Raw genomic sequence first — 21094 nt, 5'->3', positions numbered from 1 at the left:
GCCTAAACTTCAGCCTATGAAACAGCGTGCCTTTGTTCCCGAGAAGCTTGACCTTGCCGCCTTTGCCCATGACGGGGCCAGTCTGGAGGGCGAGTGGCCGGCGGCGGCGTTCGAGCGCTTGGCGGAGTCGGGCGCGCCCGAGTCGCCGGCCTCGCAGTGGCCGGCGCTGCGCTGGTCGCTGCGCGGTGAGTTGCGCCAGCCCAAGGGAGGCAAGGCCCAGACCTGGCTGCACGTGACGGCGCAGGCGCAGGTGGCACAGACCTGCCAGCGCTGCTTGCAGCCGGTGCAGGAGTCGCTGGTGGTTGATCGCTGGATCCGGTTCGTCGAGACCGAGGCCGAGGCTGCGGAACTGGATGCGGACAGCGACGACGACGTACTGGCCATGCCACGCCACCTGGATGCGCGCGAGCTCATCGAAGACGAGCTGCTGCTGGCATTGCCGCTGGTGCCCCGTCACGAGGTCTGTCCCGAGCCGCTGCCGCAGCCCGATGCGGATGTGCCGGAAGCGGCCGAGGATGAGCGCCCGAATCCGTTTGCCGCGCTGGCCGCGTTGAAGCGAAGCGGCAAGGCCTGAGAGGGTGAGAGCCTTTCATCCATGCCCGCCTTGCCCGTCAAATCACCCCCGCCCGTCGTTGCAAATGCTCGGCATAGCCCGAGCTATGCCTGCGCTTTGCGCCTCGTTCGAGGGCGTTTTGACGCGCCTTTCGAGCACGGCCGAAAAACTCTCACCCTCTGAGGCCATGGACGAGCGGGCGCTCGCGCGTCCAGCAGGTGGGGGTACTTGGCGACTTCGGCAACCGGCGCTATACTCACGGGCTTTTCTGCGGCCTGGAGTTCGAGCGTTGTTCTCACTCTACGGGGTCGCAAGCCCCAACCCCGCAGATTTCGGAGAATTTCATGGCCGTTCAGCAAAACAAGAAGTCGCCTTCCAAGCGCGGCATGCACCGTTCCCACAATGCCCTGGTGACCCCGGGCACGGCCATCGAGCCGACGACGGGCGAAGTGCACCTGCGTCACCACATCAGCCCCACCGGCTTCTACCGTGGCCGCAAGGTGCTGAAGAGCAAGGCCGACGCGGCCTGAGCCCGGTCAGGCCTGTGACGGGCCTGAGGCTGACGCGCTGCACTGTCGTGGCGCGCACCGATGAATTTGCCAACCCGGCCTGCGCCTGCGCTGTGCCGGGTTTGGTCTTTTCTGAATAGCTTTTGTCTCGATGACCCACGCGCCCCTGCCTGATCCCGTTCGCCTCGTTGTCGACTGCATGGGCGGCGATCACGGTCCCTCGGTCACGCTGCCCGCCTGCCGGGCCTTCCTCGACAAGTACCCGGCGGCGGAGCTCATCCTTGTGGGCCAGCCGGAAGCGCTGAAGGCGGCCGTCGCCTGGCCGCGTTGCCGCATCGTGGCGGCCAGCGAGGTGGTCACGATGGACGACCCCATCGAGGTGGCCCTGCGCCGCAAGCGGGATTCGTCCATGCGCGTGGCCATCCAGCAGTTGAAAGAGGGGCGCGACGGTGAGGCGCCGCTGGCGCATGCCTGCGTCTCGGCCGGCAACACCGGTGCGCTGATGGCCGTGGCCAAGGTGCTGCTGAAGACCGTGGCCGGCATCGACCGCCCGGCCATCGCAGCCGTGATGCCCAATGTCAGCGGCGGCTTCACCACGGTGCTGGATCTGGGCGCCAACGTCGACTCGTCGGCCGAGAACCTGCTGCAGTTCGCCGTGCTGGGCAGTGCGCTGGTGTCGGCCGTGGACGGCATCGAGGAGCCCAGCGTGGGCCTGCTCAACATCGGCGAGGAAGCCATCAAGGGCAGCGAGACCATCAAGCGGGCCGGCGAGTTGCTGCGCGCCGCAGGCGGCGCCGGCCAGCTGAACTTCTACGGCAACGTCGAAGGCAATGACATCTTCAAGGGCACGACGGACATCGTCGTCTGCGACGGCTTCGTCGGCAACGTCATGCTCAAGGCCTCCGAAGGCCTGGCCGGCATGATGGGCGGCTTCATCAAGACCGAGTTCACGCGCGACTGGCTCAGCATGCTGGGCGGCCTGCTGGCCAAGCCCGTGCTGAACCGCTTCAAGCACCGCGTGGACCATCGCCGCTTCAACGGCGCGGCGCTGCTGGGCCTGCGCGGCCTGGTGTTCAAGAGCCACGGCTCGGCCGATGCCTTCGCCTTCGAGAACGCGCTGGCCCGCGCTTATGATGCCGCCCGCAACCGGCTGCTTGACCGGGTACACGAGCGCATCGTCGCCACGCTGCAGGCCTCTACGGGCGCAGCGGCTGCCGATGCCGGAGACAAGGCGGCGCCCGCTGCCCAGGCTGCATGAGCCCCACCGCACACCCCTCTCCCCGCCATTCCCGCATCCTCGGCACCGGCAGTTTCCTGCCCGCCGACAGGCTGACCAACCAGGCCCTGGCCGACCGCCTCGCCGCCGACGGCATCGAGACCTCTGACGACTGGATCGTCGAGCGCACCGGCATCCGGGCGCGCCATTTCGCTTCGCCTGACCAGGCTTCCAGCGATCTCGCGCTGCCGGCCGCGCAGGCGGCTTTGCAGGCGGCTGGTATCACGGCCGACGACCTCGACCTCATCATCGTCGCCACGTCCACGCCCGACATGGTGTTTCCGTCCACCGCCTGCCTGCTGCAGAAGAAGCTGGGCGCTTTCGGCTGCGCGGCCTTTGATGTGCAGGCTGTCTGCTCGGGCTTTGTCTACGCGCTCAGCGTGGCGGACGCCATGATCAAGAGCGGCGCCGCCAGCAAGGCGCTCGTCGTCGGCGCCGAGGTGTTCTCGCGCATCCTGGACTTCAAGGACCGCACCACCTGCGTGCTGTTCGGCGACGGCGCCGGTGCCGTCGTGCTGGGTGTCAGCGACACGCCGGGCATCCTCGCCACCGAGCTGCATGCCGACGCGCGCCACAGCGACATCCTGTGCACGCCCGGCACCGTGTCCGGCGGCCAGGTGCTGGGCTCGCCGCTGCTGAGGATGGACGGCCAGGCCGTCTTCAAGCTCGCCGTCGGTGTGCTCGAGAAAGTGGCCCGTTCGGTGCTCGACAAGGCCGGCATGACCGATGCCGACATCGACTGGCTCATTCCCCACCAGGCCAACATCCGCATCATGCAGGGCACGGCCAAGAAGCTGCGCATGCCGCTGGACAAGCTCATCGTCACCGTCGATGAGCATGGCAACACCTCGGCCGCCTCCGTGCCGCTGGCGCTGGACGTCGCGGTGCGCAGCGGCCGCATCCAGCGCGGCGACACCGTGATGCTGGAAGGCGTCGGCGGCGGTTTCACCTGGGGCGCGGCCCTGCTGAACTACTGAGATCTTTATGACTGCACCTTTCGCCGTTGTCTTCCCCGGACAAGGCTCGCAGGCCGTCGGCATGCTCGACGCCTTCGCCGACCACCCGGAAGTCCGCCGCACGCTTGACGAAGCCTCCGCCGCCCTCGGCGAGGACATCGCCGCGCTGATCCACGCCGGCCCCAAGGACCAGCTGGACCTGACCACCAACACCCAGCCCGTCATGCTGACGGCCGGCATCGCTTGCTGGCGTGCCTTCGTCGCCGAGACGGGCCTGGTGCCCGCGGCTGCCGCCGGCCATTCGCTGGGCGAGTACACGGCGCTGGTCGCGTCGGGCGCGCTGAGCCTGGCCGATGCGTTGCCGCTGGTGCGCTTCCGCGCCCAGGCCATGCAGGAGGCCGTGCCCGTGGGCGTGGGCGCGATGTACGCCATCCTGGGCCTGGACGGCGATGCCGTGCGCGCCGGCTGTGCGCAGGCCGCCGCCGAGACGGGCGAGGCCATCGAGGCCGTCAACTTCAACGACCCCAAGCAGACGGTGATCGCCGGCAGCAAGGCCGGCGCCGAGAAGGCCGCCGAACTTCTGAAGGCCGTGGGCGCCAAGCGCGCGCTGCCGCTGCCGGTGTCGGCGCCGTTCCACTCCAGCCTGATGAAGCCGGCCGCCGAGCGGCTGAAGGAAAAGCTGGCGACGGTGCAGTTCGCCGCCGCCGCCTTCCCGGTCATCAACAACATCGACGTGGCCATCACTGACAACGCCGACGCGCTGCGCGACGCGCTGTACCGCCAGGCCTTCGGCCCGGTGCGTTGGGTCGAGGTCGTGCAGGCGCTGAAGGCCCGCAGCGTCGGCCACATCATCGAGGCTGGCCCCGGCAAGGTGCTGACGGGCATGGCCAAGCGCATCGACGCCGAACTGCAGGCTGCCTGTGTCTTTGACCCCGCCTCGCTGGCCGAGGCCCGCGCCCTGCTGGGAGCCTGAATCCATGACTGAATCCGCTTCCAAGGGCGTCGCCCTCGTCACCGGCGCCAGCCGCGGCATCGGCCGTGCCATCGCGCTGAACCTGGCCCAGGCCGGCTGGCGTGTCATCGGCACCGCCACGACCGAGTCCGGCGCCGCCGCCATCACCGAGGCGCTGGCGGCCCACGGCGGTCGCGGCATCGCGCTGAACGTGACCGACGCCGCCGCCAGCCAGGCCGCCGTCGACGACATCGTCGCCAAGGACGGCCGCCTGGACGTGCTCGTCAACAACGCCGGCATCACGCGCGACACGCTGTCCATGCGCATGAAGGACGACGACTGGGACGCCGTGCTGGACACCAACCTCAAGGCCGTGTTCCGCCTCGCCCGTGCCGTCACCAAGCCGATGATGAAGCAGCGCGCTGGTCGCATCATCAACATCACGTCCGTCGTCGGCGCGTCCGGCAATGCCGGCCAGGCCAACTACGCCGCCGCCAAGGCCGGTGTGGCCGGTCTGACGCGCTCGCTGGCCCGCGAACTGGGCAGCCGCGGCATCACCGTCAACTGCGTCGCGCCGGGCTTCATCGCCACCGACATGACCGAGGTGCTGCCCGAGGCTCAGAAGGCCGCGCTGCTGGCGCAGATCCCGCTGGGGCGCCTGGGCGCGCCCGAGGAAATCGCGGCGGCCGTTGCCTTCCTGGCGTCACCCGGCGGTGCTTACATCACGGGCACCGAGCTGCACGTCAACGGCGGCATGTACATGGCCTGAGTCCGCGGTTCGCCCCACGGGGCGAGCCGGGATGCGGAGCGCGAAGGCGCTCTGGAATTCAGGCCGGGAGCCCCGATTTAGGGGTGCCCATCTAGAGCCCGTAGAATGCTGGGCTGTTTTCTGCAAACCTCTCCTGGAGGAGTTCATGAGCGATATCGAAGCACGAGTCAAGAAGATCATTGCCGAGCAACTTGGCGTGGCGGAAGCCGACGTCACCAACGAGAAGGCTTTCGTTGCTGACCTGGGCGCCGATTCTCTGGACACCGTGGAACTGGTGATGGCCCTCGAAGACGAGTTCGGCATCGAGATTCCCGACGAAGAAGCCGAGAAGATCACCACCGTCCAGCTGGCGATCGACTACGCCGTCAAGCACCAGAAGGCCTGAGCGCCTTTTTCTCTCGCAACTCTGATCCGCACCGCATGACCCGTCGCCGTGTTGTTGTCACCGGCCTTGGCCTTATCAGTCCCGTCGGCAATACCGTTGCCGAAGGCTGGGCCAACATCCTTGCTGGTCGTTCCGGCATTGCCACCGTCACCCGCTTTGATGCCAGCAACCTGGCTTGCCACTTCGCGGGTGAGGTCAAGGGCTTCAACATCGAGGACTACATCCCCGCCAAGGAAGCCCGCCATATGGACGGCTTCATCCATTACGGGCTGGCGGCGGCGTTTCAGGCGGTGCGTGATTCCGGCATCCCCACCGGGGATCAGCTGACCGAAGAGCAGGCCGAGCGCATCGGCGTGCTCGTGGGGTCGGGCATCGGCGGCCTGCCGCTGATCGAAGACACCCACACCGAACTGATGAACCGCGGCCCGCGCCGCATTTCTCCGTTCTTCATTCCGGCCTCGATCATCAACATGATCTCAGGCCACGTCTCCATCAACTTCGGCTTCCAGGGCCCCAACCTGGCGATCGTGACGGCCTGCACCACGGGCCTGCACGCGATCGGTGAAGCCGGCCGCCTCATCGAGTACGGCGACGCCGACGTGATGATCGCGGGCGGCGCCGAAGGCGCGGTCTCGCCGCTGGGCATCGGTGGCTTCGCGGCCGCCCGTGCGCTGTCCACCCGCAACGACGACCCCGCGACCGCGTCCCGCCCCTGGGACAAGGACCGCGACGGCTTCGTGCTAGGCGAGGGCGCCGGCGTGCTGGTGCTCGAAGAGTACGAACACGCCAAGAAGCGCGGCGCCAAGATCTACTGCGAACTGGCGGGTTTCGGCATGGGTGCGGACGCGTACCACATGACCGCGCCCAACGTGGACGGCCCCAAGCGCTCGATGCGCGCGGCGCTGCGCAACGCGGGCATGAACCCCGACCAGGTCAACTACATGAACGCGCACGGCACGTCCACGCCGCTGGGCGACGTGAACGAGACCAACGCGATCAAGCTGGCCTTTGGCGACCACGCCAAGCAGATGGTCATCAGCTCGACCAAGTCCATGACCGGCCACCTGCTGGGCGGCGCGGGCGGCATCGAGTCCGTCTTCACCGCGCTGGCCATCCGCGACCAGATTGCGCCGCCGACCATCAACATCTTCAACCAGGATCCCGCGTGCGACCTGGACTACTGCGCCAACGAGGCGCGGCCGATGAAGATCGAAGTCGCAGCGAAGAACAACTTCGGCTTCGGCGGCACCAACGGCACGCTGATCTTCAAGCGCGTCTGAGCGCCTGCCGGCGATGCGCCGCACGCCGCCTGTCGTCGTGCAACTGTTGCCGCAGCCGGCCGTCCAGGTCGTGGTGGCCGTTCTCGTGCTGCTCGCGGCGGCAGGGCTCACCGCCTGGGCCTGTTCGCACGAGGCGCGCGCCTGGCCCCTGTGGCTGGCCGTGCTGCCAGCCACCGCTTGGGGCTGGCGGGCGGCGACCGTCGCGCGGCGTCGCCTGCGCTGGGATGGCGAGGCCTGGTGGCTGTCCGCCCCGGCGCGCGACGATGAGACCGTGGTTCGGCTGGCCGTGCTGATCGACCTCGATGCCTGGTTGCTGCTGCGGGCCAGCCCCGGGCCGCACTGGCTGCCGCTGTCGCGCCGCCAGCAGCCGCAGTGGGGCGCCCTGCGGGCCACACTGTTCTCGGCGGCGAACGGCGCCGTGCGCCAGCGATGAGTACCGACGCCGATGTGCTGCTGGTGCGCCAGGCCCAGGCCGGCAGCCGGGCGGCCTTCGACATGCTGGTGCTGAAGTACCAGCGCCGTGTCGAGCGACTGCTCTCGCGCAGCGTGCGCGATCCCGCCGACGTGGCCGACCTGTGCCAGGAGACCTTTCTCGCGGCCTATCGCGCCTTGCCCGCATTCCGCGGCGAGAGCGCCTTCTACACCTGGCTCTACCGCATCGCGATCAATGCGGCCGGGCGCCACCGGGCGCGGCGCCGGCCCGAGCAGCCGCTGGGCGACGAGGAGGGAACTTTCGTCACCGACCCGCATCCAACCGACGATGCGACCCCCGAGGCCATCCTTGCCAGCCGCCAGTTGGCGCAAGGGTTGGACGAGGCGGTCGACGGCCTGGCGGAAGATCAACGCCGGGCCTTGCTGCTTCGTGAGGTGGATGGATTGAGCTACGACGAAATCGCCGATCTGATGAATTGCCCGCCCGGCACCGTGCGTTCGCGCATCTTCCGCGCCCGCGAGGCGCTGGCCGCGCGGCTGCGCCCGTTGCTCAGCGGCGGGGGCTGGCGATGAGGCCGGCCGACCAGGCGCTGGACGCCTCGCTCAGCGCCGTGATGGACGGCGCCGCGACGGCGGCGGACTGGGCGCGCGTGAATGCGGCCTGGGCCACCGACGCCGGTCTGCGCGAGCGCTGGGCCTTGTGGCATGCCGCCGGCGATGGCCTGCGCTCCGCCGACCTGCTGAAGCTGCATCGCGAGCCCGGGGCGCTGCTGGCTGATTTGCACGCCCGCCTGCCGGGCCCGGCGGCGCGCATGGCGGCATCGCGCCCGGCGTCTGCGTGGCTGCCGCCGCTGGCCGTGGCGGCGAGCTTCGTCGTGCTGGCCCTGGGCTTGGGGCCGCTGCGCGCACCGCCGGCGAGCGATGCGTCGGTGGCCCAGGCGCCGTCGACAGCCTGGCTGGGCCAGGGGCTTGCCGGCGCCAGCTTTGCGCAGACGGCCGCAGGCCGTACGCTGCCGCCCGTGATGCCCGGGCGTGACGCCGCCTGGCTGGCCGAGCCGGCGCCCGAGATCGACTCCTGGGAGGCGGCGCCGCCCGCCGCGCCGGCCTCTGGCCTCTAGTCTCGACATCTGTTGTTGCCTGTTGAACCTGGAACCGTCTATGCCTGTTGAGAAACGCCACCCTCCCGCACGTGCAAGCCTGCTGCTGTCCGGCACCGCGCTGGCGCTGGCCCTTGCGTTGAGCCCCGCGCTGGCCACGGCCCAGGCGCGCGAACTGCCCGATTTCTCCCAGCTGGTGGAGCGCGTTGGGCCGGCCGTCGTCAACATCCGCACGGCCGAGAAGGTGAAGGCGCCCGAGGGCCAGCCCGAGATGAACGAGCAGATGCAGGAGCTGCTGCGCCGCTTCGGCCTGCCCGTGCCCAACCAGCGCCGCGGGGCGCCGCGCGGCGGCGTGCCCGATGAGGACGAGGGCCCGATGCGCCGCGGTGTCGGCTCCGGCTTCATCCTCAGCGCCGACGGCTATGTGCTGACCAACGCCCATGTCGTGCAAGGCGCCGACGAGGTCATCGTCACGCTGACCGACAAGCGCGAGCTCAAGGCCAAGATCATCGGCGCCGACCAGCGCTCCGACGTGGCCGTCGTGAAGGTCGAGGCTTCGGGCCTGCCGGTCGTCAAGGTGGGCGACAGCAACAAGGCCAAGGTCGGCGAGTGGGTGATGGCCATCGGCTCGCCGTTCGGGCTGGAGAACACCGTCACTGCCGGCATCATCAGTGCCAAGCAGCGCGACACGGGTGAGCTGCTGCCGCTGATCCAGACGGACGTGGCCATCAACCCGGGCAACTCGGGCGGGCCGCTGGTCAACATGCGTGGCGAGGTGATCGGCATCAACTCGCAGATCTACAGCCAGAGCGGCGGCTACATGGGCATCGCGTTCGCGATCCCGATCGCCGACGCCATCCGTGTCGCCAACGACCTGCGAGCCGGCGGCCGCGTGGTGCGTGGCTACCTGGGCGTGCTGCCCGACGACATCACCAAGGAGATCGCCGAGGCTATCGGCCTGGGCAAGGCGCAGGGGGCGGTGATCCGCTCAGTCATCGCCGGCAGCCCGGCCGAGAAGGCCGGCGTCGAGGGCGGTGACGTCGTCGTCAAGGTGGACGGCAAGACCGTGGAGAAGGCGGCCGACCTGCGCCGCCTCGTGGCGGCGGTGAAGCCGGGCGCCAAGACCACGCTGACCGTATTCCGTCGCGGCGAGACCCGCGACCTCACCGTCACCATCGGTGAGGACGAGCGCAGCAAGCGGCCGGGCGCGGACAGCGACGCGGCTGGTGACGGCGCGGCGGCTGCCGTGCCCAGCGCCGCGCTGGGGCTGAAGGTGTCGGACCTGACCGAGGCCCAGCGCAAGGAGCTCAAGCTGAAGTCCGGGGTCAAGGTGGATGCTGCGACCGGCGCCGCCGGGCGCGCCGGCCTGCGTGAGGGGGATCTCATCCTGTCGGTCGACAACGTCGAGGTCGCCACGGTCAAGGCCTTCCAGGCGCAGGTCGCGAAGGCCGACAAGGCCAAGGCGCTGAGCCTGGTGGTGCGTCGCGAGGACGTGACCAGCTTCGTGCTGCTCAAGCCCGCCCGTTGAGCCCGCCCCGGCCGCTGGCTCCGCAAGGCGGTACTGGCGGCGCGGGCTTTTCGCCATGCGACAAGAGCTTGGCCGACAGGCGCCGGGGTTGTCCACCGTTTGTGAAAGTTGGCGCCGGCTAACTTTCTGGCGCGGGTGCGGATTGTTCGCGCAGCCCGTTAAAATCAGGCGCTGACGCACCCCCGATAGGGCTGTCTGGCGATGCAATCGTGGACTGCCGGCAACGGCAGGATTTGATCCACAGGCCATCCACAAGAACTTGTGGATAAGTTGTGGATGAAATTCCATGTTGGCAGCCCGCAACGGCCGGAAAACCAATGCTGGTGCGGTTTCCCGGCCGACCCTTTTGGCTACAATGGAAGCCCAACAAGCAGTTGCCATACCTTTTGTTGGAAGGCGCGTCACCTCTTCGACGTGCCTTTTTTTTATCTTCGGCACGGCCCTGATGGGCCCTCACGGCGCGGCTGCGTCGTGAGCCCTGGACGCAGCGGATATGGCCGCCGCGTCGTCAGTGCCGAGCGCAGTTCCAACGCATGAACCACATCCGCAACTTCTCCATCATTGCCCACATCGACCACGGCAAGAGCACGCTGGCCGACCGGATCATCCAGCGCTGCGGAGGCCTGTCGGATCGCGAGATGGAAGCGCAGGTGCTGGACTCCATGGACCTGGAGCGCGAGCGCGGCATCACGATCAAGGCGCAGACCGCGGCGCTTCAGTACAAGGCCCAGGATGGCCAGGTCTACAACCTGAACCTCATCGACACGCCGGGGCATGTGGACTTCTCGTACGAAGTCAGCCGCTCGCTGTCGGCCTGCGAGGGCGCGCTGCTCGTCGTCGACGCGTCGCAGGGTGTCGAGGCGCAGACGGTGGCCAACTGCTACACGGCGCTGGACCTGGGCGTCGAGGTCGTACCGGTGTTGAACAAGATGGACCTGCCGTCCGCCGACCCCGACAACGCCAAGGCCGAGATCGAGGACGTCATCGGCATCGATGCTGACGACGCGATCCCCTGCTCGGCCAAGACCGGCATGGGCATCGACGAGATCATCGAGGCCGTCATCGCCCGCATGCCGCCGCCGCGCGGCAACCCGGAAGCGCCGCCACGGGCCATGATCATCGACGCCTGGTTCGACAACTACGTCGGCGTCGTCATGCTGGTGCGCATGGTGGACGGCGAACTGCGCAAGAACGAGCGCATCCGCATGATGGCGACCGACTCGGTCTACCCCATCGATCACCTGGGTGTGTTCACGCCGAAGAGCGAGAACCGCGACGTGCTGAAGGCCGGCGAGGTGGGCTTCATCATCTGCGGCATCAAGGAACTCGCCGCGGCCAAGGTCGGCGACACCGTCACGCTGGAAAAGAAGCTGCCGAACAACCAGGGTCCGGCGACCGAGGCGCTGCCCGGCTTCAAGGAGATCCAGCCGCAGGTGTTCGCGGGGCTCTACCCGACCGAGGCGAGCGAATACGACCAGTTGCGCGACGCGCTGGAGAAGCTGAGCCTGAACGACTCGTCGCTGCGCTACGAGCCCGAAGTGAGCCAGGCGCTGGGCTTCGGTTTCCGCTGCGGCTTCCTGGGCCTGCTGCACATGGAGATCGTGCAGGAGCGTCTTGAGCGCGAGTTCGACCAGGATCTCGTGACGACGGCGCCCAGCGTCATCTATGAGGTGGAGCTGAACACCGGCGAGGTCATCCAGGTCGAGAACCCGTCCAAGATGCCCGAGATCGGCGCGATGAAGGAAATCCGCGAGCCCATCGTGACGGTGCACCTGTACATGCCGCAGGACTACGTCGGCGTCGTCATGACGCTGGCCAACCAGAAGCGCGGCGTGCAGCTGAACATGGCCTACCACGGCAAGCAGGTCATGCTGACCTACGAGATCCCGCTGGCCGAGATCGTGCTGGACTTCTTCGACAAGCTGAAGAGCGTCTCGCGCGGCTATGCATCCATGGACTACGAGTTCAAGGAGTACCGCGCCGCCGACGTCGTCAAGGTCGACATCCTGATCAACGGCGACAAGGTCGATCCGCTGTCGATGATCGTGCACCGCAGCCAGAGCCAGTACCGCGGCCGCGGCGTTGCCGCCAAGATGCGCGAGCAGATCCCGCGCCAGATGTACGACGTGGCCATCCAGGCCGCCATTGGCGCCAACATCATCGCCCGCGAGAACATCAAGGCGCTGCGCAAGAACGTGCTGGCAAAATGCTACGGCGGCGACATCACCCGCAAGCGCAAGCTGCTGGAAAAGCAAAAGGCCGGCAAGAAGCGCATGAAGCAGATCGGCTCGGTCGAGGTGCCCCAAGAGGCCTTCCTCGCCATCCTGCAGGTCGATGACTGACCCCTCCACTGCACGAATCCCCGCCTTGAACACGTCCCTGATGAGCGCACTGACCGGTGTTTTGTACGCGGCCCTGGTGGCCTACCTCGGCGGCTGGTACGTCGGCCGCTGGAGTGGCAACTTCGCGCTGCTGCTGTTCGTGCTGACTTTCGTCACCATGCTGTACTGGCTGGCCGAGCGTTTCCACTTCGCCCCGGCCCGCCGCGCGGCAGCGCAGCGCCTGGCTGACGACGACGCCAAGCGCCGCGAAGCGCTGGCTGCGCAGGGCATCAACCGCGTGGACGGCGACATCGAGCCGGCTCGCCAGCAGTTGCTGCAGCAGCCCTGGTGGCTGGACTGGACTGCCGGTTTGTTCCCGGTGATCCTGGTCGTGTTCCTGCTGCGCTCCTTCCTGTTCGAGCCGTTCAAGATCCCGTCCGGCTCCATGGTGCCCACGCTGCTGGTGGGTGACCTCATCCTCGTCAACAAGTTCCACTACGGCGTGCGGCTGCCGGTGATCAACAAGAAGATCATCGCCAACAACGACGTCAAGCGCGGCGACGTGATGGTGTTCCGCTACCCCGAGGACACCAGCACCGACTTCATCAAGCGCGTGGCGGCCGTCCCCGGCGACGAGGTGAGCTACCTCAACCAGAAGCTCTACATCAACGGCAAGCCGGTGCCACTGCAGGCTCAGGGCAACTTCTACGACGATGATGCCCGCGTGTACCGCCAGCGCTTCCTCGAGAAGCTGGGCGAGCGCGAGCACCAGATCCTCGTCGAGCCCGGCGCGCCGCGCATGTTCCGCCCCGACCGCGTCGACGGCCCGTTCCCCTTCCAGGACAACTGCCGCTACACCATCGAGGGCGTGACCTGCAAGGTGCCCGCCGGCCACTACTTCATGCTGGGTGACAACCGCGACAACTCGCGGGACTCGCGCTTCTGGGGGTTCGTGCCCGACGAGAACATCGTCGGCAGGGCCTTCTTGGTATGGATGAATTTCGGTAACCTCAAGCGCGTCGGTACCTTCTTCGATTGATGCCCAGATGACCCGCTGCCGTCGTTCGCCCTTGCGCTCCTCCGCTGTTTCGCCTCGTGGCCGTCAGCGGGGATTGACCCTGATCGGCCTGCTGTTCTGGGGTGCCGTGATCGCCATGCTGGCGGTGGTGGCCATGAAGGTCTTCCCGACGGTGCTGGAGTACTACACCGTCAAGAGCGTGGTCAACCGCATCGCAGCGGGCAACCCGGCGACGGTGCCGGCCGCGCGCGCCGAGTTCGACCGCGCCACCGTCACCGAGTACTCCATCCAGAGCATCAAGAGCTCGGACCTCGTCATCAGCAAGGATGGCAACGACAAGGTCGTCATCGAGTTCGGCTGGGACAAGGAGATCGACCTCTTCGGCCCGGTCTACCTTGTCATCAAGTACCGAGGTTCATCGCGTTGACCCTGCTACTGCCGGCGCCCCGACCATGAACGCCGCGCTCGATGCCCTTGAACGCCGCCTGGGCCACCGCTTCCAGCGCCCGGAACTGCTGGCGCGGGCCCTGACGCACCGCAGCTACGGCGCGGACCACAACGAACGCCTGGAGTTCCTCGGCGACGCGGTGCTCAGCCTGGCCGTGTCCAGCCTGCTGTACGAGCGCTACGCCGGCTCCGATGAGGGCGACCTGACGCGCGTGCGCGCCCACCTGGTGCGCGAGGACAGCCTGCACAAGCTGGGCCTGGCGCTGGGCCTTCCGGCGGTGCTGAAGATGTCCGACGGCGAGGCGCGTGGCGGCGGCGCGCAGCGGCCGTCCATCCTGGCCGATGCGGTGGAAGCCGTGCTCGGCGCGGCCTACATGGACGCCGGCTACGACGCCGCGTTGGCCGTCGTGCGCCGCCTGCTGGGCGACACCATCGCCACAGCCGCCAGTGCCGGCGACTTCGGCAAGGACGCCAAGACCGCGCTGCAGGAATGGCTGCAAGCCCGCCGCATCGCCGTGCCGGCTTACCGCATCGTGGCCACCCGCGGCCAGGCCCATGCGCAGACCTTCGAGGTCGAGTGCGCGGTGCCGGCGCTGGACGTGGCCGAACTGGGCGAGGGCCGCTCGCGCCGCGCCGCCGAGCAGGAGGCCGCCCGCCGCCTGCTGGACCGATTGACCGCCGAACGAGGCCGAACATGACCCAAGAGCCCAAGCCCGAATCCCTGACCCCGCAGCCGGCTCAACGTTCTGGCCTCATCGCCATCGTTGGCCGCCCCAACGTGGGCAAGTCCACGCTGCTGAACGCGCTGGTCGGCCAGAAGGTCAGCATCACGTCCGACAAGGCGCAGACGACGCGCCACCGCATCACCGGCGTGCGCACGGTGGACGAAGCCCAGTTCGTGTTCGTCGACACGCCGGGCTTCCAGACCAAGCACAACGCCGCGCTGAACCGCACGCTGAACCGCACGGTGCATGGCGTGCTGGCCGACGTGGACCTGGTGCTGTTCGTCGTCGAGGCCGGCCGCTTCGGCCTGGATGACGCCAAAGTGCTGGGCCTGCTGCCCGAGGACAAGCCGGTCGTGCTGATCGCCAACAAGCTGGATGCCGTGCACCGCCGCGCCGAGCTGGCGCCGTGGCTCAAGGGCATGCAGGAGCGCCGCAACTTTGCCGAGTTCGTGCCGCTGTCGGCCAAGAAGGAGGCCGATGTCACGCGCCTGTTCAAGATCCTCAAGCCGTATCTGCCGGAGCAGGGCTGGTTCTACGACGGCGAAGCGCTGACCGACCGCAGCGAGAAGTTCCTGGCCAGCGAGATCATCCGCGAGAAGCTGTTCCGCTTGACCGGCGATGAGCTGCCCTATACCTCCACCGTCGTCATCGACAAGTGGGAAGAGGAGGGCGAGCTGCGCCGCATCAGCGCCAGCATTGTCGTCGAGCGCGATGCGCACAAGGGCATGATCATCGGCCAGGGCGGCGAGCGCCTGAAGCGCATCGGCTCGGAGTCGCGCCAGGAGCTGGAGCACCTGATGGACGGCCGCGTGTTCCTGGAGCTGTGGGTCAAGGTGCGCTCGGGCTGGGCGGACACGGAAGAGCATCTGCGCTCGTACGGCTACGAGTAACGGATGCGGCTGACGCGCCCTCCGGCGGTCCAGCCGGCCTACGTGCTGCACCAGCACGACTGGAGCGAGACCAGCCTCATCCTGGATCTGTTCACGCGCGACTCTGGCCGCGTGGCCGTGGCGGCCAAGGGCGCCAAGCGCCCGTACTCGCAGTTGCGCGCGGTGCTGCTGCCGCTGCAGCGCATCTCGGTGAGCCTGTCCAAGCCCGCCAAGGCCGAGGGCGGCGAGGTGCAGACGCTGCGCACCGCCGAATGGGGGGGCGGGGCGACGTTGCCGGCCGGCGCCGCGCTGTTCTCGGGCTACTACCTGAACGAACTGCTGCTGAAGCTGCTCGCCCGCCACGACCCGCATGCGCCGCTGTTCGACGCCTACGCCGACACGCTGGCGCATCTGTCCGCGGGCGACGAGGTGCTGCGGGCCTTCGAGCTCAAGCTGCTGTCGGAGTTGGGCCTGCTGCCCGACTTGAGCGTCGTCACGCCCACGCAGGCTGCGGTCGACCCCGCGCGCCGCTACCTGCTGTCGCCGGAGTCCGGCGTCATCCCGCCCAGCGGCGAGGCCGGGCTGCCCGGTGCGCTGCTGATCCAGCTGCAGGCCGCGCTGCTGCACGGCAGCATGGCCGCGCTGCGCCAGGCGGCTTGCACGGCCGAGCCGCAAGGCTTGAAGACGACGCTGCGCGGGCTGCTCCACTACCATCTGGGCCACCAGCCGCTGCGCACGCGCGCGCTGATGGTCGACGTGCAACAACTGCTCGATGCTTGAGAAGCTGTGAACGAACTCCACACGGCCGCTCATCCCGCCGCAACGCCGCCACTCGGCGTTGCGAATGCTCGCCGTAGCACCCGCTACGGCTCCGCTTCGCGCCTTGATTGGCGCCGCCGCGACGGTCTGCTCGGCCGCGCGGAGTCCATTCACAGCTTCTGACCCATGAACCCCTTCGCCCACGCTGGCGCTCGCTGCGCGCTCTCGGTCAACGTCAACAAGGTCGCGCTGCTGCGCAACACCCGGCACCTGGGCATCCCGTCGGTGCTGCGGGCCGCCGAGCACTGCCTGCTGGCCGGCGCGCAGGGCATCACTGTGCACCCGCGGCCCGACGCGCGCCACATCCGCGCGGGTGACGTCGACGACCTGGCGGCCTTCCTCAAGGACTGGCCGCAGGCCGAGTTCAACATCGAAGGCAACCCGACGCAGAACCTGATGGACTTCGTGCGCCAGCACCGCCCGCACCAGGTCACCTTCGTTCCGGACTCGGAAGACCAGTTCACCTCCGACCACGGCTGGACACTGCCGCAGGATGCCGCGCGCCTGAAGCCGCTGATCCAGGAGGCCCAGGACCTGGGCGTGCGCGTCAGCCTCTTCATGGATCCCCACCCCGCCGCCATGGCCGCCGTGGCCGAGCTGGGCGCGGACCGCATCGAGCTCTACACCGAGACCTTCGCCAGCGCCTTCGGCACCGAGCGCCAGGCCGCCGTGCTGGACGACTTCACGGCCACGGCGCAGGCCGCGCTGAGCGTGGGCTTGGGGCTGAACGCCGGCCATGACCTGAACCGCGACAACCTCAGCCTGTTCCTGCGCCATGTGCCGGGTGTGCAGGAGGTGTCCATCGGCCATGCGCTGATCGCCGACGCGCTGGAGCTGGGCTATGCCGAGACGGTGCGGGCCTACCAGCGCGTCATCGCGACCGCCTACACATGACGCTGCGCCGCGCCAGCGCGCAGGACGCGCCGCAGCTCGCGGCGCTGGCGCAGTGGGTGTGGCTGGACAGCTATGCCACAGGCGGCGTCGAGCCGCGCTTCCTGCCCTACCTGGCCGAGTCCTTCACGCCAGCGGCCTTCGAGCGTGCCATCGCCGACCCGCAGCAGGCGCTGTGGCTGGTGGAGGACGGCGCGGCGCTGCAGGGCTTTGCCCAGCTGCTGCGCGGCGCACCGGCGCCGGCGGCCAACGACGCGCAGGTTGAGCTGACGCGGCTCTACGTTGCGCCGCCCTGCACCGGTCGCGGGCTTGGCGCGCAGTTGCTGCAGGAGGCCCGCAACACCTGGCGCGGCGAAGGCCTGTGGCTCAGCGTCTGGGTGGGCAACGAAGGCGCGCTGCGCTTCTACGCCCGCGAGGGCGGGCGGGTCGCCGGCCAGACGCAGTTCATGCTCGATGGCCAGGCCATCGCCAACCACGTCATCGCCTTCCCATGATCTACGGCATCGGCACCGACATCTGCGACATCCGCCGCATCCGCGACACGCTGGCACGGCGCGGCGAGCGCTTCGCCGACAAGGTGCTCGGCCCGCACGAGATGGCCGTATTCCGTGAGCGCCATGCCAGCGTGCCGGCGCGCGGCGTGGCTTACCTGGCCACGCGCTTCGCGGCCAAGGAGGCCTTCTCCAAGGCCATCGGGATGGGCATGCGCATGCCCATGACCTGGCGGGCCATGGAGGTCGTCAAGGCGAGCAGCGGCAAGCCCGAGGTGGCCCTGCACGGGGAGCTGGCCGCGTGGTTCGATGCGCAGGGACTGAGCGCCCATGTGACGGTCAGCGACGAGCAGGACTATGCCGTTGCCTTTGTCGTCGTCGAGCGACGGCCCTGACGCAGCGGCGCTCAGCGCCGCGGCTGGAAGGCTAGCCGCTCGGCCAGCTCGCGGCGCGCCGGGGGCTGGCTGGCAAAGCGGTCCAGCACCGCGATGACAGGCTCGCAGGCCGGGCCGGTGCCGGCGGGGTCGGGCGCGTCAGTCCACAGCTGCGACAGCGCGCCCAGCGCCGCGCGGCCCACGGAGCGGTCCAGCACCTCGATCTCCAGTGCACTGGCCGGCTTGGGCAGCCAGCGTGGCGGCGGTGCGTTGGTGGCGTCCATCAGCCATTCGGTTTCGCGGATCTGCAGCGCCGTCGGCAGCTGGCGGCGTACCGCGAGATGGCCCTGCAGCAGCCCGCGGCAGGCCGGCGTGGCTTTCAGGGCGCGCAGTTGGTCGGCCGCCAGCTGCACATAACGCCGCCGTGCCTGCGGGCCGGCGCTGGCGATCAGCGCCGGCATCTTCTCGGCCAGCGGGGGCAGGGCGGCGGCCTGCACGTCGTCGTCGGGTGCGCCGGCCTGGTGGGCGGCCCACATGCGCCGGGCCACGGTGTCGATGAAGCCCGGCATGTGGCGGTCCAGCGCGTCCCACACGGGGTGCAGGCGCAGCGCATCGTCAATGTCGGGGAGGCTGGCCTTGCCCGCCGGGGGCAGCGAGATGGCCAGCGTCTGCGGCAGCGGCGCGATCAGGGCGTGCGCAATCAGCTCCTCGCGCGGCACGAACCACATGCTGCGCGACGGCGTGTCCAGCGTCCGGTCGATCATGGTCTCGGGCAGGCCCAGGCTGCGGTAGGTGGCTGCGAGCTTCTGGTTGGCCAGCTCTTCGAAGACGGGGTTGTAGGTGCCTGTGGACGCGCGGTGGAAGCCCAGCCGCGCGCCTGGCGTCAGCTGGCGCGACTTGCCGGCCAGGAACACCACCGTGCAGGCGCTGGCGCAGGTGCCGACGGCCCGCACGTCATGGCCGCTGGCCTTCAGCGTCGTGGCCATCTGCTCCGCTTCGTGCAGGCGGCCGCCGGGCGAGACCAGCTCCAAGCGCTTGAGCCTGCGGGCGTCATCGCTCTGCAGCAAGGTGCGCAGCCGCCGGGCGTCGCCCATGCCGATGGCGCCGTCCAGCCGCAGGCTGCGGCCGTCGGGCGACAGGCTCAGCGTGGCGTGGCCGATGGGGTCGATGCCGCGTGCCATCTGCCAATAGCTGCCCAGGCTGGGCAGCACGCCCAGCAGCACCGACGCGGCCAGCTGCAGCGTGCCCAGGATCAGCGTGATGCGCGCCAGCCAGCCCCACAGCGCGGAGCCCTGGTCGCGCAGGTAGTTCGTGGCCGAGCGCCAGGCGCCGACGATGCACCACACGTCCAGCGCCAGCAGCAGCGGCAACACCGCCAGCAGCGCGATGGCGCTGACCTGCAGCGACTCGCCCTTGACGCTGATCCAGGTCATCAGCCCGGTCAGCAGCAGGGCCAATGGCGCGGCCACGAGCAGGTGGTTGACCCAGTAGCTGCGCACCAGGCTCATCTCGCCGGCCCAGTGGCGGGCAATGTAGCTGCCGCCGCTGCTGGCAGGCGGTGCCACGCGGGGGCGCCGCGGGCCTGGTGCCGGGCGGGGGCGGGCCGAGGCCTGCTGCCAGGACGCCACCGGCTCGGGCGCGCGGGCGGCCTCCTGGTCGGCCGCGGCCGAGGTGGGGTCGATGTAGGGGCGGTGCGGGCGAGGGTCGCTCATGGCGCGGTCGGGCTGGCCAAGAAAAAAAATGCCGCCGGGCTGGCAGCCGGGCGGCATCGTAGGGGTGCAGCGCTGTCGCGGCGCGCGCGCAGCGTGGGGAATTTCACCCCGCGCGCCTCAATCGCGGTAGTTGTTCAACATCGGGTAGCGCCGCGCCACCAGCGCGAACAGCAGCGCCGCCAGCAGCGCGAAGCCGGCGAAGAAGAACATCAGGCAGGCCGTCTCGCTGTAGCCGGTGGACTGGATTGCGGAAAGCGCCTGCGGGCTCTTGATGCTGACGTTGGACAGCAGCACCCACAGGTTGCCCACCGTCACCGACAGGCTCCAGAACGCCATGATGGTGCCCTTCATGGACTGCGGCGCCTGGCTGTACGCGAACTCCAGGCCGGTGGCCGACACCAGCACCTCGCCCAGCGTCAGCAGCGCATAGGGCAGCACCTGCCAGACGATGCTGACCGCGTCGCCCGCGTCCATCCACAGCTGCAGCATGCCGGCGGCAATCCACGCAAAGCCCGCCAGCGCGATGCCCGCGCCCATGCGGCGCAGCGGCGTCACGCGCAGGCCGACACGCTCCAGCAGCGGGTAGAGCACCAGGTTGTTGAACGGAATGAGGATCATCACCAGCAGCGGGTTCAGCGCCTGCATCATGGAGGACTGGAACCACGCGGGCTTGGTCATCTGGTCGGCCTGCAGCACCCAGGTCGATGCCTTCTGGTCGAACAGCGACCAGAACGGCGTGACGAGCGCAAACAGCACCAGCACGCGCAGCACCGAGCGCACGCCGTCCACCGCCTCGTCAGGGTGGTGGCCGCGGGCGCGGTCCAGCTGCAGCCAGGCGCCGGCGCCGCCGAAGCCCATCACCAGCACCAGCGCCAGGCACACCGAGGCCACGATGCCCAGCGAGCCCATGCGGCTCAGGCTCATGGCCGCGCCCAGCAGGCCCAGCGCGGCCACGGCCATGCCCAGCCCGCCGGACTTCAGTGCCGTCCACACCACCCACAGGAAGCTGTGCGGGTTGGCACCGCGCGCCGGCTGGTGAACGTACTTCTTGCGGCCGCTCCACAGGATCAGCGTGGCCAGGCCCATCAGGATGCCCGGCAGGCCGAAGGCCACGCTGGCGCCGAATTCCTTGAGCATCACCGGCATCAGCAGCGACGCAAAGAAGCTGCCGAAGTTGATGATCCAGTAGAAGGCGTCGTACACCTTCTGCGCGAGCGACCGGTTGCTCTTGTCGAACTGGTCGCCGACGAAGCTGGTGACCAGCGGCTTGATGCCGCCCGAGCCCAGCGAGATCAGGAACAGGCCGAAGTAGAAGCCGCGGATGTTGTTCTCGAAGATCGCCAGGCAGGCGTGGCCCGCGCAGTAGACGAGGCTGAGCCAGAAGATGGTCGGGTACTTGCCGAAGAAGCGGTCGGCCAGCCAGCCACCCAGCAGCGGGAAGAAGTACACGCCGATGACGAAGGTGTGGAACACCTCCTTGGCCTCGGCGCGGCGGTGTTCCTCGGGGATGGCCAGCAGCAGGCTGGTCATCATGAACACCGTCAGGATGTTGCGCATGCCGTAAAAGCTGAAGCGCTCGCAGCCTTCGTTGCCGATGATGTAGGGGATCTGCGGCGGCATCTTGGCCGCGGGTGCGGCGCCGGCGCTGACGTTGTGTGTCGTCATGGTGGCCTGGGGTGAGGGCTAAGAG

Annotated in this window: 23 protein-coding genes; 21 read left to right on the top strand and 2 right to left on the bottom strand. The window is 68.8% G+C overall.

What is annotated here, in order from left to right; genetic code table 11:
- Positions 1-16: 16 nt before the first annotated feature.
- The 21 genes from ACG0Z3_RS13485 (at position 17) to acpS (ending at position 17713) form a co-directional block, all read left to right on the top strand.
- Positions 17-574: a YceD family protein gene (locus ACG0Z3_RS13485; RefSeq protein ID WP_394398183.1), complete on the top strand. Its 558-nt coding sequence runs from the start codon at positions 17-19 to the stop codon at positions 572-574.
- Between the two features lie 323 nt (positions 575-897).
- Positions 898-1083 (top strand): 50S ribosomal protein L32, encoded by a 186-nt coding sequence (gene rpmF / locus ACG0Z3_RS13480; RefSeq protein ID WP_056876082.1) that lies wholly within the window; start codon positions 898-900, stop codon positions 1081-1083.
- 130 nt (positions 1084-1213) lie between these two features.
- Positions 1214-2320, top strand: coding sequence for a phosphate acyltransferase PlsX (plsX, locus tag ACG0Z3_RS13475; RefSeq protein WP_394398181.1), 1107 nt, complete (start codon positions 1214-1216; stop codon positions 2318-2320).
- Complete coding sequence (locus tag ACG0Z3_RS13470; RefSeq protein ID WP_394398179.1) at positions 2317-3315, top strand: beta-ketoacyl-ACP synthase III; 999 nt, start codon at positions 2317-2319, stop codon at positions 3313-3315. Before plsX ends, ACG0Z3_RS13470 begins: the two co-directional genes overlap by 4 nt.
- Positions 3316-3322: 7 nt before the next feature.
- Positions 3323-4267 carry an ACP S-malonyltransferase gene (gene fabD / locus ACG0Z3_RS13465; protein ID WP_394398177.1) on the top strand — a complete coding sequence of 315 codons (945 nt, stop codon included), beginning with the start codon at positions 3323-3325 and terminating at the stop codon, positions 4265-4267.
- 4 nt (positions 4268-4271) lie between these two features.
- A complete protein-coding gene (gene fabG, locus ACG0Z3_RS13460; RefSeq protein WP_394398175.1) occupies positions 4272-5015 on the top strand; it encodes a 3-oxoacyl-ACP reductase FabG in 744 nt (247 codons plus the stop codon).
- Between the two features lie 145 nt (positions 5016-5160).
- On the top strand, positions 5161-5400 hold the full coding sequence (acpP, locus tag ACG0Z3_RS13455; protein ID WP_056204266.1) for an acyl carrier protein: 240 nt from the start codon (positions 5161-5163) through the stop codon (positions 5398-5400).
- Positions 5401-5435: 35 nt separating this feature from the next.
- Positions 5436-6680: a beta-ketoacyl-ACP synthase II gene (gene fabF, locus ACG0Z3_RS13450; RefSeq protein WP_394398173.1), complete on the top strand. Its 1245-nt coding sequence runs from the start codon at positions 5436-5438 to the stop codon at positions 6678-6680.
- A 13-nt stretch (positions 6681-6693) separates the two neighbouring features.
- Positions 6694-7113 (top strand): hypothetical protein, encoded by a 420-nt coding sequence (locus tag ACG0Z3_RS13445; protein ID WP_394398171.1) that lies wholly within the window; start codon positions 6694-6696, stop codon positions 7111-7113.
- Complete coding sequence (locus ACG0Z3_RS13440; protein ID WP_394398169.1) at positions 7110-7685, top strand: sigma-70 family RNA polymerase sigma factor; 576 nt, start codon at positions 7110-7112, stop codon at positions 7683-7685. The genes ACG0Z3_RS13445 and ACG0Z3_RS13440 overlap by 4 nt, the downstream gene beginning before the upstream one ends.
- Positions 7682-8230: a hypothetical protein gene (locus tag ACG0Z3_RS13435; RefSeq protein ID WP_394398167.1), complete on the top strand. Its 549-nt coding sequence runs from the start codon at positions 7682-7684 to the stop codon at positions 8228-8230. Before ACG0Z3_RS13440 ends, ACG0Z3_RS13435 begins: the two co-directional genes overlap by 4 nt.
- A gap of 40 nt (positions 8231-8270) precedes the next feature.
- Positions 8271-9737, top strand: a complete 1467-nt coding sequence (locus ACG0Z3_RS13430; RefSeq protein WP_394398165.1) for a Do family serine endopeptidase — start codon at positions 8271-8273, stop codon at positions 9735-9737.
- A 533-nt stretch (positions 9738-10270) separates the two neighbouring features.
- On the top strand, positions 10271-12079 hold the full coding sequence (lepA, locus tag ACG0Z3_RS13425) for a translation elongation factor 4 (protein ID WP_394398162.1): 1809 nt from the start codon (positions 10271-10273) through the stop codon (positions 12077-12079).
- Positions 12080-12119: 40 nt separating this feature from the next.
- Positions 12120-13097, top strand: a complete 978-nt coding sequence (gene lepB, locus ACG0Z3_RS13420) for a signal peptidase I (RefSeq protein WP_394398247.1) — start codon at positions 12120-12122, stop codon at positions 13095-13097.
- Between the two features lie 73 nt (positions 13098-13170).
- Positions 13171-13503, top strand: a complete 333-nt coding sequence (locus ACG0Z3_RS13415) for a DUF4845 domain-containing protein (RefSeq protein ID WP_394398160.1) — start codon at positions 13171-13173, stop codon at positions 13501-13503.
- Positions 13504-13528: 25 nt separating this feature from the next.
- On the top strand, positions 13529-14221 hold the full coding sequence (rnc, locus tag ACG0Z3_RS13410) for a ribonuclease III (protein WP_394398158.1): 693 nt from the start codon (positions 13529-13531) through the stop codon (positions 14219-14221).
- Positions 14218-15138 (top strand): GTPase Era, encoded by a 921-nt coding sequence (gene era / locus ACG0Z3_RS13405; RefSeq protein ID WP_394398156.1) that lies wholly within the window; start codon positions 14218-14220, stop codon positions 15136-15138. Before rnc ends, era begins: the two co-directional genes overlap by 4 nt.
- Before the next feature lie 3 nt (positions 15139-15141).
- A complete protein-coding gene (recO, locus tag ACG0Z3_RS13400) occupies positions 15142-15897 on the top strand; it encodes a DNA repair protein RecO (RefSeq protein WP_394398153.1) in 756 nt (251 codons plus the stop codon).
- 165 nt (positions 15898-16062) lie between these two features.
- A complete protein-coding gene (locus tag ACG0Z3_RS13395; protein ID WP_394398152.1) occupies positions 16063-16830 on the top strand; it encodes a pyridoxine 5'-phosphate synthase in 768 nt (255 codons plus the stop codon).
- Complete coding sequence (locus ACG0Z3_RS13390; protein ID WP_394398150.1) at positions 16827-17321, top strand: GNAT family N-acetyltransferase; 495 nt, start codon at positions 16827-16829, stop codon at positions 17319-17321. Before ACG0Z3_RS13395 ends, ACG0Z3_RS13390 begins: the two co-directional genes overlap by 4 nt.
- The gene (gene acpS, locus ACG0Z3_RS13385) at positions 17318-17713 is read left to right on the top strand and encodes a holo-ACP synthase (protein WP_394398148.1); all 396 of its coding nucleotides are present in this window, start codon (positions 17318-17320) and stop codon (positions 17711-17713) included. The genes ACG0Z3_RS13390 and acpS overlap by 4 nt, the downstream gene beginning before the upstream one ends.
- 11 nt (positions 17714-17724) lie before the next feature.
- Here the strand turns inward: acpS and ACG0Z3_RS13380 are convergent, their stop codons facing one another.
- Both ACG0Z3_RS13380 and ACG0Z3_RS13375 read right to left on the bottom strand, forming a co-directional pair.
- Positions 17725-19404, bottom strand: a complete 1680-nt coding sequence (locus ACG0Z3_RS13380) for a hypothetical protein (RefSeq protein WP_394398146.1) — start codon at positions 19402-19404, stop codon at positions 17725-17727.
- Between the two features lie 117 nt (positions 19405-19521).
- A complete protein-coding gene (locus ACG0Z3_RS13375; protein ID WP_394398144.1) occupies positions 19522-21069 on the bottom strand; it encodes a POT-type proton-dependent oligopeptide transporter in 1548 nt (515 codons plus the stop codon).
- Positions 21070-21094 lie beyond the last annotated feature (25 nt).

Source organism: Pelomonas margarita (assembly GCF_043555875.1).
GTDB lineage: Bacteria > Pseudomonadota > Gammaproteobacteria > Burkholderiales > Burkholderiaceae_C > Pelomonas > Pelomonas margarita.
This window is presented reverse-complemented; position numbering and strand designations above follow the sequence as displayed.

Excerpts from the sequence above, each read along its gene's own strand:
- plsX (WP_394398181.1), top strand. The coding sequence starts at position 1,214 with ATGACCCACGCGCCCCTGCCTGATCCCGTTCGCCTCGTTGTCGACTGC.
- ACG0Z3_RS13485 (WP_394398183.1), top strand. The coding sequence starts at position 17 with ATGAAACAGCGTGCCTTTGTTCCCGAGAAGCTTGACCTTGCCGCCTTT.
- fabG (WP_394398175.1), top strand. The coding sequence starts at position 4,272 with ATGACTGAATCCGCTTCCAAGGGCGTCGCCCTCGTCACCGGCGCCAGC.
- ACG0Z3_RS13430 (WP_394398165.1), top strand. The coding sequence starts at position 8,271 with ATGCCTGTTGAGAAACGCCACCCTCCCGCACGTGCAAGCCTGCTGCTG.
- lepA (WP_394398162.1), top strand. The coding sequence starts at position 10,271 with ATGAACCACATCCGCAACTTCTCCATCATTGCCCACATCGACCACGGC.
- ACG0Z3_RS13445 (WP_394398171.1), top strand. The coding sequence starts at position 6,694 with ATGCGCCGCACGCCGCCTGTCGTCGTGCAACTGTTGCCGCAGCCGGCC.
- ACG0Z3_RS13435 (WP_394398167.1), top strand. The coding sequence starts at position 7,682 with ATGAGGCCGGCCGACCAGGCGCTGGACGCCTCGCTCAGCGCCGTGATG.
- ACG0Z3_RS13395 (WP_394398152.1), top strand. The coding sequence starts at position 16,063 with ATGAACCCCTTCGCCCACGCTGGCGCTCGCTGCGCGCTCTCGGTCAAC.
- ACG0Z3_RS13440 (WP_394398169.1), top strand. The coding sequence starts at position 7,110 with ATGAGTACCGACGCCGATGTGCTGCTGGTGCGCCAGGCCCAGGCCGGC.
- rpmF (WP_056876082.1), top strand. The coding sequence starts at position 898 with ATGGCCGTTCAGCAAAACAAGAAGTCGCCTTCCAAGCGCGGCATGCAC.
- lepB (WP_394398247.1), top strand. The coding sequence starts at position 12,120 with ATGAGCGCACTGACCGGTGTTTTGTACGCGGCCCTGGTGGCCTACCTC.
- fabF (WP_394398173.1), top strand. The coding sequence starts at position 5,436 with ATGACCCGTCGCCGTGTTGTTGTCACCGGCCTTGGCCTTATCAGTCCC.
- ACG0Z3_RS13470 (WP_394398179.1), top strand. The coding sequence starts at position 2,317 with ATGAGCCCCACCGCACACCCCTCTCCCCGCCATTCCCGCATCCTCGGC.
- fabD (WP_394398177.1), top strand. The coding sequence starts at position 3,323 with ATGACTGCACCTTTCGCCGTTGTCTTCCCCGGACAAGGCTCGCAGGCC.
- rnc (WP_394398158.1), top strand. The coding sequence starts at position 13,529 with ATGAACGCCGCGCTCGATGCCCTTGAACGCCGCCTGGGCCACCGCTTC.
- ACG0Z3_RS13390 (WP_394398150.1), top strand. The coding sequence starts at position 16,827 with ATGACGCTGCGCCGCGCCAGCGCGCAGGACGCGCCGCAGCTCGCGGCG.
- acpP (WP_056204266.1), top strand. The coding sequence starts at position 5,161 with ATGAGCGATATCGAAGCACGAGTCAAGAAGATCATTGCCGAGCAACTT.
- ACG0Z3_RS13380 (WP_394398146.1), bottom strand. The coding sequence starts at position 19,404 with ATGAGCGACCCTCGCCCGCACCGCCCCTACATCGACCCCACCTCGGCC.
- recO (WP_394398153.1), top strand. The coding sequence starts at position 15,142 with ATGCGGCTGACGCGCCCTCCGGCGGTCCAGCCGGCCTACGTGCTGCAC.
- ACG0Z3_RS13375 (WP_394398144.1), bottom strand. The coding sequence starts at position 21,069 with ATGACGACACACAACGTCAGCGCCGGCGCCGCACCCGCGGCCAAGATG.
- era (WP_394398156.1), top strand. The coding sequence starts at position 14,218 with ATGACCCAAGAGCCCAAGCCCGAATCCCTGACCCCGCAGCCGGCTCAA.
- acpS (WP_394398148.1), top strand. The coding sequence starts at position 17,318 with ATGATCTACGGCATCGGCACCGACATCTGCGACATCCGCCGCATCCGC.